This window comes from Leclercia sp. J807, assembly GCF_009734465.1.
Lineage (GTDB): Bacteria > Pseudomonadota > Gammaproteobacteria > Enterobacterales > Enterobacteriaceae > Enterobacter.
On sequence record NZ_CP046446.1, the window covers coordinates 1,149,272 to 1,164,780 of the forward strand.

The window sequence follows — 15,509 nt, forward strand, 5'->3', positions numbered from 1 at the left end:
AATGGCTAAAAATACGGTTATCAAAACGGCATCTGTACTCGCCTTTGAACGCAAACTGGCAAATTCAGATGCAATACTGTTTTCCGGCAACTGGGAGGGCACCGAGTGGCAGCCCGTTCAAATCCAGGAAAAAGCTGTCCGCGGGACGATTTCCAACCGTTTGAAAAATGCTTTAGCAAGCGATCGTGCAAAGCTGGATGCCGAGATCCAGAAAGCCAACCTGCAGCGTGTTGACGTTGCCGCGCTGCCTGCGGATGCCGATACATTAAAAATGACGTTTTCGCTGCGCGTACTCGGCAATCTGGCCGTTCCTTCCGTATGTAACGACAAAATTTATCAGGATGCGCTCCAGGGTGTTATCGAAGGGTATATCGCTGAACAGGGTTTTGGTGAGCTGGCATTGCGCTACGCGACCAATCTCGCTAACGCTCGCTTCCTTTGGCGTAACCGCGTGGGGGCTGAACAGATTCGTGTTGTGGTGAAAGGCAGTAAAAACTGGACGTTCAACGCGCATGATTATTCTCTGCGGGACTTTACTCAGCGTGACAGCACTCTACAGGAACTGGCGGATGAAATTGAGCGTGGCCTGAAAGGGGATACTTTTGTTTTGCTCAACGTCGAGGCATTTGTCCGTCTTGGACAAGGACAAGAGGTGTTCCCTTCTCAGGAACTGGTGCTGGACAGCAACAGCACAAAAAGCAAGGTGCTCTATCAGGTGAACAATGTGGCGGCGCTGCACTCGCAAAAAGTGGGTAATGCGTTGCGCACTATTGATACCTGGCATCCACAGGTTGATGCCCTGGGCGCAATTGCCATTGAACCTTATGGTTCTGTTACCAGCCGAGGTATCGCCTGCCGTCAGCCAAAAGAGAAAATGGATTTTTATACGTTGCTGGATAGCTGGGTGACGAAGGGAGATAAGCCTGCATCTGACCAACAGCATTATGTGATGGCCGTACTCATTCGCGGTGGCGTATTTGGCGAAAAATCAGAATAAGGAGGCGCTGATGGAAAGCTATCAGGAAATCCGTGTACTGCCCGATCCTGAGTTTACCGAGGAGACGCTGATGGCTGCACTGTTTGCCAAACTGCATCGGGCGTTAGGGGCATATGGAAAGGGAGATATTGGTGTCAGCTTCCCGGAACATGCTCAAACACTGGGGGGCGTTATTCGCTTGCACGGTAGCCAGGCTGCGCTCAGCAAACTCGAGGAGAGCAGGTGGCGAGCAGGTTTGAATGACTACAGTACCGCGACGGCGATCCAGGCGATACCAGACGTGACCGGCTGGCGCGTGGTCAGCCGTGTGCAGGTAAAGAGTAGCGTCGAGCGTCTGGTTCGTCGTTCGTTACGTAAGGGGTGGATAACCGAGGAGCAGGCGCAGCAGCGAATAGCGGAAGGGAAAGACAAACGCTGTCATTTACCGTTCTTACATCTTAAAAGCTTATCTACTGGTCAGCGTTTTAGGTTATTTATCAGTCATAGTGAATTACAAACGGCACCTGTCAGCGGTTCGTTCAGTAGCTATGGCCTGAGTGACACGGCAACAGTCCCCTGGTTTTGACCCTTTTTTCTCGTAATATGCTAATGTACTGATTTTTAAAAGTTAATAGTAACGGCAATAAAAAAGGGTTAAACGGTGAGAAAGTAGTTTTATTTAGAGGTAACAAAAGGATAGCGGTTTTTTGTTCCAGATCACTGCCGTACAGGCAGCTTAGAAAGCTCACGCAGTTGCGCCACGACTTCCCGTCTGGATCACTGCCGTACAGGCAGCTTAGAAAATTATGCGCCGTCAGTCATTAGCAGCCCGTATGATCACTGCCGTACAGGCAGCTTAGAAACCGATGTGCATCGCCCGCGACGGGCTGGAGTAGATCACTGCCGTACAGGCAGCTTAGAAATGTCAGGACGTTCACCAGTGCCTGGCGTTCGTGATCACTGCCGTACAGGCAGCTTAGAAAAGCGCCAGCTGTATGCGATGCAGCGCGTTTTTGATCACTGCCGTACAGGCAGCTTAGAAAACAAAGTATTTGGCGCCAGCGGCGCTGTAAGGGATCACTGCCGTACAGGCAGCTTAGAAACGATCATCGCGGCCGCGTTCCCGTCGCCAGGGGATCACTGCCGTACAGGCAGCTTAGAAAGCGTACCCGGCGTATTTTCGTGCTGATGACATGATCACTGCCGTACAGGCAGCTTAGAAATTCGCCAGATAGTCCGCGCTCATGCCGATCATGATCACTGCCGTACAGGCAGCTTAGAAATGCGGCGTAGTCGCTACCCTCCATCACCTCTTGATCACTGCCGTACAGGCAGCTTAGAAACAGTAGCAATTACGACATCCTGCAGGTGCCCTTGATCACTGCCGTACAGGCAGCTTAGAAACGGCTAACGGCCCGCTCACGGAAGAGCGCCTGGATCACTGCCGTACAGGCAGCTTAGAAAATCAGCGTTACACCTGGTCTGTGCCGCTTACCGATCACTGCCGTACAGGCAGCTTAGAAATGGAGAGTCGGCGTGATGACGCGCGGCGCGAGGATCACTGCCGTACAGGCAGCTTAGAAAAAATAACAAAGGGCGGGTTAACAGACACTTCAGATCACTGCCGTACAGGCAGCTTAGAAACTTAAGCAAATCCTCAAGACCAGACACCCACACGATCACTGCCGTACAGGCAGCTTAGAAAGATAGCGCCCTCGGCGGCATCAGCAATGACAAGATCACTGCCGTACAGGCAGCTTAGAAATGTAACGATGGATATATCCACCACCGCCGGGAGATCACTGCCGTACAGGCAGCTTAGAAAAAGCGGGTAAAGTGCGGAACGTGGTTCTATGCGATCACTGCCGTACAGGCAGCTTAGAAATATGCGCGGCGGCGTCTTGGCCTGAATGAACCGATCACTGCCGTACAGGCAGCTTAGAAATGGAGCGGCATTACCGCAACGCGCAAAAAACAGATCACTGCCGTACAGGCAGCTTAGAAATTTTGCCACGGACTAAAGAGCTTACCGGCCTGGTTCACTGCCGTACAGGCAGCCTAGAAAAAATAAAAAAACCAGTGCCCGGACCAGACGAAGTTCACTGCCGTACAGGCAGCTTAGAAAACACGCTCTAGCACGGCACCGACGAATGCGGCGTTCACTGCCGTACAGGCAGCTTAGAAAATCAAACCATCAAGCCCAGCCTCCCAGCCAAAGTTCACTGCCGTACAGGCAGCTTAGAAATTGCACTTGCGGCGGGCTGGCCTACGCATGATGTTCACTGCCGTACAGGCAGCTTAGAAAAGCGAGCGCCAGCGGTGCCAGTCGCTTTTGGAGTTCACTGCCGTACAGGCAGCTTAGAAACCAAGGGAGAGACCCGGAGGCGGACGGCGACGGTTCACTGCCGTACAGGCAGCTTAGAAAGTTTGTAAGATTTCCTAGTGCGCACCGCTTCTATTCACTGCCGTACAGGCAGCTTAGAAATGAACTGGTAAGGGCATGGACGGATGGATGGTAGTTCACTGCCGTACAGGCAGCTTAGAAATGCGGCAGCGTCAACGGCATTTCCGGCGTTTCGTTCACTGCCGTACAGGCAGCTTAGAAACGTAAGCGCAAGCCGGAACTCAGCCATCTGAGTTCACTGCCGTACAGGCAGCTTAGAAATGCTATAGGTTTTCACATGCCACACACATCTAGTTCACTGCCGTACAGGCAGCTTAGAAATATATAATTCAGTATGTTACGCACATAAACCCGTTCACTGCCGTACAGGCAGCTTAGAAACGCAGCGTAATTGCGCCGGAAATCAGCATTAAGTTCACTGCCGTACAGGCAGCTTAGAAATGCTCTACCACTGAGAGGGGCAGCTGATTGTTGTTCACTGCCGTACAGGCAGCTTAGAAATACGTCGATGACCTGACAGCCAGAATGCTCTTGTTCACTGCCGTACAGGCAGCTTAGAAATGTGATGGCCGCGTGCTGGAACGTCAGCACATGTTCACTGCCGTACAGGCAGCTTAGAAATAAATTAGCTATTTGTGCGGGAGGATGTCAGGTGTTCACTGCCGTACAGGCAGCTTAGAAATTATGGGTGGGGCGCTGGTTATTGTGCTGTTAGTTCACTGCCGTACAGGCAGCTTAGAAATCTGGCGTCAGGTGGTCGGCGTCGTCCCACGTGTTCACTGCCGTACAGGCAGCTTAGAAAGAATGATGGGCCGCGCAGCATGGGCTGGTGCAGCTCACTGCCGTACAGGCAGCTTAGAAATGGGACCATAAGAGCTACGGCTCAAGCAATACGTTCACTGCCGTACAGGCAGCTCAGAAATCGGCTATCAAATAGCCTTGCATAACTGGCGTACACGAATATCAATCCCCGCTTAATCCGTGCCGGTCTGGTACAGGCACCCGTTTTTTTGCCCCGTCTGGTGATAAGCCGGACGGGGCATTTTTATTGGCGTACCAGCGCAACGGCCTGCTGCCAGGCCTGCCAACGAGACTGCAACCGGGCGTGGCGCGCCATATCCGGCGTAAAGGTGATATGCTCCGGCAGATACTGGCGCAGCTGGGCGGTGGTCAGGTTAAACAGCGCCTTACGCGCCAGCAGTGCCGCCCCCATCGCTGAGAGTTCCGCCACGTCGCTGCGCATCACCGGGCAGCCGAGCAGGTCCGCCTGGTACTGCATCAGCCAGTCGTTTTTTGTCGGCCCGCCGTCAACCATCAGCGCATTCAGGGCAAAGCCCGGATGGGCACGCATCGCCTGCACCACGTCGGCAATCTGATAGGCGATCGACTCCAGCGCCGCGCGGATCAGGTGCGCCCGCTTCACGCCGCGGCTCAGGCCGTGGATCATCCCGCGGGCATTCTCATTCCACCAGGGCGCGCCAAGGCCGGTCAGCGCCGGCACAAAGTAGACGCCGAGCGTGGAGTCTACCGAGCGGGGGAGAGTGTTAAGCTCATGGATAAGCTCCGCCTGCGACAGCTCGCTTAGCCCGGTGCTGTCCGCCATCCACGCCACCGCGTCGCCGGTATGGGGGATATTCCCCTCCAGCCCGTAGACCAGCGTCTCGCCGTCGTGCCAGGCCACGGTGGTGGCCAGTGCGCTCACCTCGCTGCGGGCGGAGGCCACCGGCGCCATCACCGACGAGCCGGTGCCGTAGGTCGCCTTCACGCAGCCTTCGGCACCCAGACCGTGGGCAAAGAGCGCGGCGTGAGAGTCACCGATCATCGCCATTACAGGCAGTCTGTCCGGAATGGAGGGGCCGCCGCGGGTGTAACCAAACAGACCGCTGGAGGGTTTAATCTCCGGCAGCGCCGCGCGGGGGATGCCAAACAGCGCCAGCATCTGCGGGTCCCAGTCGGCGCTGTGCAGGTTCATCAGCTGAGTACGGGCGGCGTTGGCGTAGTCGCAGCTAAACGCCTGCCCCTGGGTCAGGTTCCACAGCAGCCAGCTGTCAACGGTGCCGAGGCAGATCTCACCCCGGGCGGCACGCGCTGCGCCGTCGGGGGTATTCTCCAGCAGCCAGCGCATTTTGGAGGCAGAAAACAGCGGCGCGATGGGCAGGCCCGTGGCCGCTCTAATCTCCGGGCCATGGCCCTGCTCACGCAGCTGGTGGCAAAAGGCCGCGGTGCGGGAACATTGCCAGCTCAGCGCCGGGGCAATAGGTTTGCCCGTTGCCCGCTCCCAGCCCACCACGGTTTCACGTTGATTGCTGATCGCCAGCGCCGCCACTCTCTCTACCCCGACGGTGGCCAATGCGCGGGCCACCACCTCCAGAGAGGCCTCCACCAGCAGGTTGGCGGATTGTTCAACCCAGCCTTCGTGGGGCGTCTGGATCGCCAGCGCCCGGGAGAAGCTCGCCACCACATGCCCGCTGGCATCCAGCGCCACCGCTTTGGCATTGGTGGTGCCCTCGTCGAGGGCGATGATAATGTCCTTGTTCACCGACATAGCGGCCTCCAGCCTTAACGATGAAGGTAAGTTGAGACGCCGAGGTAGCGGGTAAAGGCTTCATGCAGGATCTCCGCGCTGGCGGAGTGGTTCATCGCCACGTGATGCTCAAAGCCGTTGCGGCAGATCCAGTTCAGCAGGTTCTCCAGATGTGGCACCTGGATCACCGCCCGGCAGCCCACCGTGTCGAGCGGATCGTCCACCGACTGGCCCTGGCCCACGTAGGCTTTAATTTCCCCGGTCAGATCGTCGGTGCTCAGGCGGAAGTAGGTCAGCGGGCCACTTTTCAGGCGACCATGCACCGCGCCGCAGGTGTTCTCTTTCCCGACCGTGGTGCCGATGATGTCGGCGGTGCCCATGTGTGGGGATTCCAGGCTTTCGGCAGCAAAGTTGCCGCAGTGGAACAGCACGCACTTGTCGCGCTCGTCGCCGAAGTTGTTGTTCCAGTCGGCAATGGAGGCCGGGTTCATATTGCTGCTGGCCAGGGCGTACATGGAGAGTGCCCCCATCACGTCCACCTCGCAGGCGCTCGGCATCAGCTGGCCGGACATGACGCTCATGATCGAGCAGACGTTAATGCCCAGGTTCTCCTGCAGCGAAGTCCAGCACTGGATGGCGGTGGTGTCGATATCGTTGGCGGCCACCCACTCGCTGATGACCACAAACAGCTTCGCCATGGTCACCAGCTTGTCGGCCGGAATGCGGCTGGCGTCGGCGTTGTCGATCAGGATCCGCCGTTTTTCATCCACGCGGATGTCATCGTCGCGTAGGGTTTTGATCCGGGTAAAGACTTCGGACAGATCGAGCGTCTCCACGGCGATGCCCAGTCTCTCCAGCAATTTTTCGCTGTAGCGTACGGTGTTAAAGCCCGCCGGACGCGCACCAATGGCCCCCACGCGCACGCCGCGCATGCTGCTTACCACGCGGCAGACCTGCTCGAAACGCTTTAGATCCTGCTCAAACACCTCCCCGTTGAGGGCGCAGACGTGCTGCGTGGTAAGGGTGAAAGGAATGCCGTACTGACGCAGGTTGTTGCACAGGGAGATTTTGCCGCAGAAGCTGTCGCGGCGGGTTGCCAGCCCCATTTTATCGAGGTTGTCCTCCTCGGCCTGCACCAGCACCGGCACGTTCAGGCCGGAGAGACGCAGGGTCTCGGCGATGGCTTTTTCATCGCCAAAGTTAGGCAGCAGCACCACCACGCCGTGAATGCTGTCGCGGTGGGCGCGAAACAGTTCGGCGCAGGCTTTCGCATCCTGACGGGTCTCCACGCCGCCGAGTTCGGTCTGGCTGGGATCGAGCATAATGGTGTTGATACCCAGACGGCCAAAGAGGGCGATCGCCTGCTCGCGCGCTTCCGCCACCAGATAGCTTGGGAAGAACCCCCGGTTGCCGATGACCACGCCCATTGTCAGTTGTTGAGGAATTCGGGACATTGCTTTTCTCTCCAGTAAGATGTTGTTGTTATTTTCAGCAAACCTGTCGCGTCAGCATTTCCCGGGCGTGCTTCACCACCCCAGCGACATCTATCTCGTGGCGTGCCCGCGTTGACGCTCTGTCGGCAGCAATCGCGTATTGTCCATCCGGGATCCCCAGCCGTTTCAGCGGCACGGCGCATCCCGCTTCGGCCAGCACTTCCGCCACCAGGCTACCGACGCCGCCGTTGACGTTATGCTCTTCGACGCTCACCACCGCCTTGCACGGGGCGAGGGCGGCCAGCAGCTGTTGGGTATCACACGGACGAATAGATGGAATGCTGATAACAGTGGCGTCAATACCTTCTTCCGCGAGTTGTGCAGCAGCTTCCACAATTTCATGTACCGTCGAGCCCATTGCCACCAGCGCCACGTCCTGGCCGCTACGCAGGACGTCAATCTTGCCCGGCGCAAAACGGTAGCTGTCGTCATGCAGTTCCGGCAGATTTTTCCCGTCGAGACGGATATAGACCGGGCCCACATGATCGAGGGCGTAGTCGATGATCTGGCGGCACTCGTTCGGGCTCGACGGGGCGTAAATTTCGATATTGCCGAAGCCGCGCATAATGGCGATATCGTCGATGCTGTGGTGGGTGCTGGCGAGCGGCCCGTAGCTGGCCCCCGCGTTCAGGCCGAACAGCTTGACGTTGGTGTTGTTGTAGCAAATGTCGACTTTGATCTGCTCGTTAGCCCGCGAGATCAAAAATGGCGCGGCGTTGCAGGTGACGGCGATCTTGCCGCCGATTGCCAGACCGGCAGCGGCACCCACCAGCGTCTGCTCAGCGATGCCGACGTTGACCAGGCGGCCCGGGAAGCGCTGCATAAAGGGGGCAATTTTCGCCGTGGAGGTGGAGTCCGCCACCACCGGCACCAGGTCCACGCCGCGTTCAACGGCGTCAATAAAGGCATTCACCATCACCGTGGCGAGGTGTTCGCTATTACTCATCTTTCAGTTCCTCCAGCGCCAGTTCAATCTCTTCCCCTTTCGGCACCCGGTGGTGCCATTCAGGCCGTCCCTGAATAAACGAAATTCCCGCGCCCTTGGTAGTGTGGGCGATCACCACATGGGGTTTACCGTTGGGCTTCAGCCCTTCCAGGGTGGCGACCACGTCCGCCATGTCGTTGCCGTTGCAGGCGGTCACCTCCAGGCCGAACGCTTTCCATTTCTCATCCAGCGGGTCGGTATTGAGGATCTCTTTGGTGGAGCCCGCCAGCTGGAGGTTGTTTTTGTCGTTGATAATGAACAGGTTATCCAGCTGATAGTGGGCAGCGACCAGCGCGGCCTCCCAGTTGCTGCCTTCCGCCAGCTCCCCGTCACCGGTCACTACAAACACCCGGCGCTTGCTGTTGTTGCGTTTAGCGGCCAGGGCGATCCCGACCGCTACCGGCAGACCATGCCCCAGCGCGCCGGTATTCAGTTCAATGCCCGGTGTTTTATGTTTCACCGGATGGCCCGGCAGGTGAGAGTCGGCATGCTGATAGGTGGCGAGCCACTCAACGGGGATAAACCCGGCTTCGGCCAGCACACAGTAGTAACCGCCCACCGCATGGCCCTTCGACTGGATATAGATATCGCGTTCATCGCTATCCTTCAGCTGCGGGGAGCAGTTCAGAATGCGGAAATAGAGGGCGGTGAGCAGTTCGACCTGCGAAAGATCGGCCCCGGTGTGGCCGCCCGCCGGGCTTTCGGCATTCAGCACGATGATCCGGCGACGAATCGAGCGCGCCCGGGTTTCGAGCTCCGCGATGGAGAGCGAAAACGGATTCATAACATACCTCCTGAATTTATAATCTGATGTGAATAATTATTCCAGCCGGGTAAGCTATTTCCCTGTTCTCTCTGTCAGAGCAGGGATTTATGATCGCTTTGAATATATATTCAATGCTGATTTATTATTCATGTAATGTAAGATATGCCCAGTCAGGAGGTTTGTCTACGGTTTGCGCAGGCAAATTTCGAAGAAAGGAGAAAAGGATCACATTTGCCCAGCGGATCGAGCGGGCGCTTGCTTGTTAAATATTCAGTGATGAATAAAAATAACGACAGCCGATTAAGGGGAACGTTATGTCGAAACAGGATGAACAGCGATTGCTGGTGAAGATCGCCACACTTTACTACAGCGAGAATAAAAAGCAGTCCGAGATTGCCTCCCTGTTGCACCTCTCGCAATCCTTCGTGTCGCGGGCGCTGACGCGCTGCCAGAAAGAGGGGCTGGTGAAAATTACCGTCGTTCAGCCTACCAATATTTTTGTCTCGCTGGAAAAGGCGCTGGAGGAGCAGTACGGCATTCGACAGGCCATCGTGGTGGACGTGGGCGAGAACCCGTCCAACGCCCAGATCAAGCACGCCATCGGCAGCGCGGCGGCGCACTATGTCGAAACCCGCCTGCGTCCGGAAGACCTGGTGGGGATCTCCTCCTGGAGCAGCACCATCCGCTGCATGGTGGATGAGATGCACCCGCAGAATATCCGCGCCGCGGGGGTGATCCAGCTCCTGGGCGGCGTGGGTCCCAACGGCAACGTACAGGCGACCATTCTTACCCAGCAGCTGGCGGCGCATCTTGGCTGCCCGGCGTGGCTGTTGCCGTCGCAAAGTATTGAGCACTCGGTAGAGGAGCGCGCCCGGCTGGTGAGCAGCCCGGACGTGGCGGCGGTAGTTAGCAAATTTGCCGAAGTGGATGTGGCGATCGTCGGCATTGGCGAGCTGGAGCCGTCGCAGCTGCTGAAAAACTCCGGCAACTACTACAACGAAGAGATGCTCAAACTGCTGGCCGAACGCGGGGCGGTAGGGGATATCTGCCTGCATTACTACGATGCGAAAGGCGAGCCGGTGCTGAGTGCGGAAGAAGATCCGGTAATTGGTATGGAGCTGGCGCAGATCCGCGCCTGCCCGCAGGTGATCGCCCTGGCGGGCGGGGAAGAGAAACGCAACGCCATTCGCGGGGCGCTGGAAGGGAAGTATATCGATGTGCTAATCACCGATTACCCCACGGCGCGGAGTTTATTGAAGGCATCGTAAGCAGTGCATTTTGCCCGGCGGCGGCTTCGCCTTGCACGGGCCTACATGTTGTGCCGTTGTAGGCCGGGTAAGCGTAGCGCCACCCGGCATAAACCCCGCACAATGTCGCTACTTCCCTTCCATCACCGCCTTCTGCGCCACCACCGCCGCTTTCTGCTGCATCCGGTTTTGCATCTGGTCGATAATCACCGCCACGATAATCACAATCCCTTTGATCACCATCTGCCAGAACTCGCTCACCCCCATCATCACCAGGCCGTCGGCCAAAAAGCCGATGACGAAGGCGCCGATCAGGGTGCCGAGAATGGTGCCGCGGCCGCCGGCAAGCGAGGTGCCGCCCAGCACCACCGCGGCGATGGCGTTCATCTCAAAGGCGGTGCCGTTGGCCGGATGGCTCGCCAGCAATTGCGCAGAGACCACAATCCCGGCGATGGCAGCGCAGAACCCCGACAGGGTATAGACCAGCACTTTCACCTGCTTGACCCGCACCCCGGAGAGTTCTGCCGCGCGCTCGTTATCGCCGATGGCGTAGACGTGGCGACCAAAGGGCAGGCGGCGGGCGATGTAGGCGATGACCAGCGCCAGCATGATCATCATCCAGATGGCCCACGGAATGCCGAGGAACGTGCCTGCGCCAATCTCATCAAAGCCGGTATTCCCCAGTTGCGGATTGCCGGAGAGCCCCGGGAAGGTCTGGCCGTCGGAGGTCAGCATCGACGCGCCACGCAGCACGTACATGGTGCCCAGCGTGCAGATAAAGGGCGCGACGTTATAGCGGGTGATGATCCAGCCGTTCACCGCCCCTATCAGCGCACCAATCAGCAGCACCACGGGCACAATCACCCACACGCTCGGGAAGATGGCGATGCCAAACATCGGCAGCACAATCCCTTTGGTGATCATCCACCCGGCAATCATCCCGCACAGCCCCAGAGTGGCGCCGATGGAGAGGTCGATCCCGGCGGTGATGATCACAAAGGTGATCCCCAGCGCCAGGAAGGCGTTGATGGCGATATGCTTAATCATAATCACCAGGCTGCCGGTGGAGAGAAAGCCGGGCACGGTCATGGTGAAGAAGCCGACAATCAAAAACAGCGCAATGAAGGTGCGCATTTTCAGCAACAGCAGCAGAACATTTTCCCGGGAAAGCGCGGCCCCTTTATGCGGCGCCAGCGCGACAGACTGTGTCGTTTTCATCTTAGAACCCCTGAGCACTTGCGGTTACCAGTGCCGACTCTTCGGCCCGATCGCGAACAATATCGTCTGTCAGTTTGCCGCCGGACATCACCAGAATGCGGTCAGATACCGCCATAATCTCTTTCAAATCCGAGGTGGAGAAGACCACCGCAATCCCCTGCTCAGAGAGCTGCACCATCATGCGGAACACGTCCGCTTTGGCTCCCACGTCGATGCCGCGGGTCGGCTCATCAAGGAAGAGCACCTTCGGGTTGGTCAGCAGCGAGCGGCCAATCACCACCTTTTGCTGGTTGCCGCCGCTGAGCGCCTGGATCTCTACTTCCGGGGTGGAGACCTTGATCGACAGATTGCCGATGGTGCTGGCGACGACCTGCTGCTCCGCCTTTTGCGCGATGGCAAAGCCGCGCTGCAACCGACGCCAGAGGCTGGCGATGGTCAGGTTGCTGGCCACCGACGAGCCGGGAAAAATGCCGGTGCGCTTGCGGTCTTCCGGCACCAGGCTCATCCCCATGCGGATACGCTCGGCGGTGGTTAAGCGCTGGGGCACCGGCTTACTGTCGAGCCACAGCTTGCCCAGATAGTTGCGCTCGGTGCCGAGCATGCACTCGAACAGCTCCGTGCGTCCGGCCCCCATCAGGCCGTAGATGCCGACGATCTCCCCGGCTTTGACCTGGAAGCTGACGTCGTTGACCACCGTATTGCCGGCAGCGTTGACGCAGGTGATGTGCTCCGCCTCCAGCACCGGCGCGCCGAAGGTGCGGCCCGGCTCAAGGAAGTTACTCACCGGGTCGCTGCCGAGCATCTCGCGCACGATCCACGGCACGTCGATATCCTGCACCTTCGCTTCGGCCTGGAACTTGCCGTCGCGCAAAATGGTGATCACATCGCCTATCGCCATCAGCTCTTCCAGCCGGTGGGAGATATAGATGATGGAGACCCCCTGACGGGTCAGCTCGCGGATCACCCGAAACAGGATCTCCACCTCGGTTTTACTCAGCGCCGAGGTGGGCTCGTCGAGGATCAGGATGTCGGCATCCTCGGCCAGCGCCTTGGCGATCTCGATCAACTGCTGCTGTCCCACCTTCAGATTGCCCACCAGCTCCCGCGGGGAGATTGGCTGATCGAGGCGCTTCAGCAGCTCCGCGGTGCGGGCCTCCTGTTCCGCCTCGTTGATCGGCGTTATCCCTTTTTGCAGCTCGCGGCCAAGGAAGACGTTCTCCGCCACGTTGAGGTTCTCAAACAGGTTCAGCTCCTGGTGCACCATGCCAATGCCGTGGGCGGCGGCATCCCGGGTACTGGCGAACGAGACCTGTTTGCCGTTGAGCCACATCTCGCCGAGGCTGGGCTGCTGGACGCCTGCGAGGATCTTCATCAGCGTCGATTTCCCGGCGCCGTTCTCGCCGATAATCACGTTCACTTTGCCGCGCCAGACGCGGTAATCGACCTTATCCAGCGCCACGGTGCCGGGAAAGAGCATCGAGATGCCGCGGGTGCTGAGGATAATGTCGTCTGCCGGGGTATCGCTCATCACGGCGTCTCCTGTTTCAGTTCCAGCGCTGCCGCCTCATTCGCCTTGCCGCCCGTCAGGGTGGTGGCGAACAGCACGGTGGCATTTTTGCCGCTCCAGCTGTCGTCGATTTTCGGCAGATGTTTCGCCGCCTCGCGGTTGAGAGCGCGGGAGAGCTGGGCATACTGAACCTGGTTGGTAAATTCATCGAAGCGGAACCCGGCGGCGTCGCGGATGGCGTTGCCGCGCATCACCGGCCCGCTCTGGATCTCCACCGGCTGGCCGTTCACCATCATCACCAGCTTCTGCTCACGCGCGTTGCTGGCATCCACGCGCTCCACCTTGCCGGTGAGGCGCACGAAGACGCTCTGCGGTGTGGCTGCGGGCGTGTTCAGCTGGGTGGAGAGGGCGCTGGCGTCCAGGGCATGATTTTTCGCGGCGTCGAGGATCCGCGGCTGCCAGGTTTGTTGCGCGATCTGCTGTGGGGTCTGGTTGTCAAAGCTCGCTTTGGCGTTGGGATCGGCAGGCATAATCGGCTTGCCGTTCTCATCCAGATCCACCACGGTGCAGGCCGTCAGCAACAGGGCGGCTGCGCCTGTCAGCGCGGCGCCCCATTGTGTTAATCGCATACTGCCTCCGCTTATTTGCTGAGGTTAAACAGGTTCAGCTTGCTGGCGTTGGATTCGTCGATGAGCACGCAGTCCATCAGCTGCTTCTCATCTTTTTGCGCTTTGCCGTTTTTCAGGTAGTAGTCGGCCTGCTCAACGGCCATCTGCGCCTGCTGCCAGCCTGGCTGCAGCACCGTGGCTTTAATGTTGCCGTTCTTCAGGATCGAGTCGCGGGTGTAGTCGCTGCCGTCAAAGCCGACCACAATCACGTTGTTCTTCCCGGCGGCCTTCAGGGCGGCTTCGGCGCCCAGCGCCATGGTGTCGTTACCGGAGATCACGCCCACGATATCGGGGTTGGTCTGCAGAATGGCCTCCATACGGGTAAAGGCTTCGGTCTGGCTCCAGTTGGCGGTCTGCTGCGCCACCATCTTCATGTCCGGGTAGTCGTCGATGACGTCGTGATAGCCCTGGGAGCGCACGTGGGCGTTGGTGTCCGACGGACGGCCCAGCAGCTCAACGTATTTCCCTTTGCCGTCCAGCAGCTTGACGAATTTCTCCGCACCGAGCTGCGCCCCCTGATAGTTGTTCGAGACAATCTGCGCTACCGCCACGCCGGTTTTGTTGATTTCACGATCAATCAGGAAAGCAGGGACGCCTGCCGCTTTGGCCTTCTCCAGCGGACCGACGGTGGCATCCGCCCCGGCGTTATCCAGGATGATCGCTTTCGCCTTACGGGCGATGGCGGTCTCAATCAGCTGGTTTTGTTTGTTCACGTCATCGTCGTGCGAGGCGACAAGGGTGGTATAGCCCAGCTCCTTTGCCTTCGCCGCCGCGCCGTCGGCTTCAGCCTTGAAGAACGGGTTGTCGTGTGAGGGGGTAATAATCGCAATGAGTCCGTTATCGGCGGCAAACAGGGAACCGGAAGCGGCGATCATTGAGGCCAGTAAAGCGGATTTTACAAAGGTCGTGTTCATTCTTTTTCTCCACACTGAATATTTATTCAATAATGATTTATTATTCAATGTAACGATAAGACTGCCTGATAAAACTGTCTACGGTTCAGGCAGCTAATTTGTTTAAAAGGAGAAAAGGATCACGATCCTGAGCAATTATTCATCACAGATCAGTGTCACGACCGTCGCATCTTTACGCAGCCAGTGCGCGGTAAATACCTGATTTTGTGTGAAGGGAGGAAGCGGGCGGGTCAGCGTTAAGGTCAGAGCATCGGCGGTCAGGGAGGTGACGCGCGCGCATTCAAACCCCATCCACGCCTGTACCTGAGGGAAGAGCGCTTTGAACAGGCTCTCTTTGGCGCTAAACACCAGGGTGAAGGCGAGCGCGAAGGGAAGACCGCAGTCGGCCAGCACCTGGGCTTCAGCAGGATCAATCACGCCATCCTGAATCTCACGCGCTTCGTTTTCCGCGATAATCGCTTCGCAATCGATCCCCACCAGGCCATTATCGCGGCAAATCGCTACCGCCTGCATGCCGCTGTGGGAGAGGCTGCCCCGCACTCCGGCAGGCCACAGCGGTTCGCCGCTGCTGCCGATGCCGGGAATGGCCTGCCGGTTCAGGGCGTGGAAGGCGGCGATGCGCCCGGCCAGGTGGTCGGCTTTGCGTTTGCGTCCGGCGTCAGAGAGCTGGTGATGGTGCGGAAGCCAGAGCAGATCGGCCTCGGTGAAGGTGGCGGGCTCGAAGGTGACGCGGTGCACGGTCTGTCCGGCGAGAAGAAATGTGGCGTGGGTGATCTGCATGTTCTTCTCGCGGTGGACAAAAGGAGC

At 58.3% G+C, this 15,509-nt stretch carries 12 protein-coding genes and 1 CRISPR repeat array; of the genes, 3 read left to right on the forward strand and 9 right to left on the reverse strand.

Annotated features, from left to right (window positions below):
- Position 1: 1 nt before the first annotated feature.
- Complete coding sequence (gene csy3 / locus GNG26_RS05320) at positions 2–997, forward strand: type I-F CRISPR-associated protein Csy3 (protein WP_156237987.1); 996 nt, start codon at positions 2–4, stop codon at positions 995–997.
- A 10-nt stretch (positions 998–1,007) separates the two neighbouring features.
- Entirely contained in the window at positions 1,008–1,562 is a 555-nt protein-coding gene (gene cas6f / locus GNG26_RS05325; protein ID WP_156237988.1) for a type I-F CRISPR-associated endoribonuclease Cas6/Csy4, read from the forward strand.
- A 131-nt stretch (positions 1,563–1,693) separates the two neighbouring features.
- Positions 1,694–4,302: a CRISPR direct-repeat array (repeat unit 26 nt; unit sequence TCACTGCCGTACAGGCAGCTTAGAAA).
- A gap of 123 nt (positions 4,303–4,425) precedes the next feature.
- Here cas6f and GNG26_RS05330 read toward each other — a convergent pair.
- Genes GNG26_RS05330 through GNG26_RS05345 form a run of 4 tightly spaced genes read right to left on the reverse strand, consistent with a single transcriptional unit; the run spans position 4,426 to position 9,166 of the window.
- On the reverse strand, positions 4,426–5,925 hold the full coding sequence (locus GNG26_RS05330) for an FGGY family carbohydrate kinase (protein ID WP_156237989.1): 1,500 nt from the start codon (positions 5,923–5,925) through the stop codon (positions 4,426–4,428).
- Positions 5,926–5,939: 14 nt separating this feature from the next.
- Positions 5,940–7,358, reverse strand: a complete 1,419-nt coding sequence (locus GNG26_RS05335; protein ID WP_156237990.1) for an L-fucose/L-arabinose isomerase family protein — start codon at positions 7,356–7,358, stop codon at positions 5,940–5,942.
- 34 nt (positions 7,359–7,392) lie between these two features.
- A complete protein-coding gene (locus GNG26_RS05340) occupies positions 7,393–8,343 on the reverse strand; it encodes a transketolase family protein (RefSeq protein ID WP_156237991.1) in 951 nt (316 codons plus the stop codon).
- Positions 8,336–9,166 carry a transketolase gene (locus GNG26_RS05345; protein ID WP_103824128.1) on the reverse strand — a complete coding sequence of 277 codons (831 nt, stop codon included), beginning with the start codon at positions 9,164–9,166 and terminating at the stop codon, positions 8,336–8,338. Before GNG26_RS05345 ends, GNG26_RS05340 begins: the two co-directional genes overlap by 8 nt.
- 296 nt (positions 9,167–9,462) lie before the next feature.
- Between GNG26_RS05345 and GNG26_RS05350 the strand changes: the two genes are divergently transcribed.
- On the forward strand, positions 9,463–10,416 hold the full coding sequence (locus GNG26_RS05350; protein ID WP_114315698.1) for a sugar-binding transcriptional regulator: 954 nt from the start codon (positions 9,463–9,465) through the stop codon (positions 10,414–10,416).
- A gap of 108 nt (positions 10,417–10,524) precedes the next feature.
- On the opposite strand, the gene GNG26_RS05355 is transcribed toward GNG26_RS05350, so the two are convergent.
- From GNG26_RS05355 to entD, 5 genes are all read right to left on the reverse strand, one after another.
- Complete coding sequence (locus GNG26_RS05355; RefSeq protein WP_156237992.1) at positions 10,525–11,613, reverse strand: ABC transporter permease; 1,089 nt, start codon at positions 11,611–11,613, stop codon at positions 10,525–10,527.
- A 1-nt stretch (position 11,614) separates the two neighbouring features.
- Positions 11,615–13,141, reverse strand: a complete 1,527-nt coding sequence (locus GNG26_RS05360; protein ID WP_197080128.1) for a sugar ABC transporter ATP-binding protein — start codon at positions 13,139–13,141, stop codon at positions 11,615–11,617.
- The gene (locus GNG26_RS05365; RefSeq protein WP_156237993.1) at positions 13,141–13,749 is read right to left on the reverse strand and encodes a DUF2291 family protein; all 609 of its coding nucleotides are present in this window, start codon (positions 13,747–13,749) and stop codon (positions 13,141–13,143) included. The genes GNG26_RS05360 and GNG26_RS05365 overlap by 1 nt, the downstream gene beginning before the upstream one ends.
- 11 nt (positions 13,750–13,760) lie before the next feature.
- A complete protein-coding gene (locus GNG26_RS05370; RefSeq protein WP_103824134.1) occupies positions 13,761–14,702 on the reverse strand; it encodes a D-ribose ABC transporter substrate-binding protein in 942 nt (313 codons plus the stop codon).
- A gap of 135 nt (positions 14,703–14,837) precedes the next feature.
- Positions 14,838–15,482 (reverse strand): enterobactin synthase subunit EntD, encoded by a 645-nt coding sequence (gene entD / locus GNG26_RS05375; protein ID WP_156237994.1) that lies wholly within the window; start codon positions 15,480–15,482, stop codon positions 14,838–14,840.
- Positions 15,483–15,509: the final 27 nt, after the last annotated feature.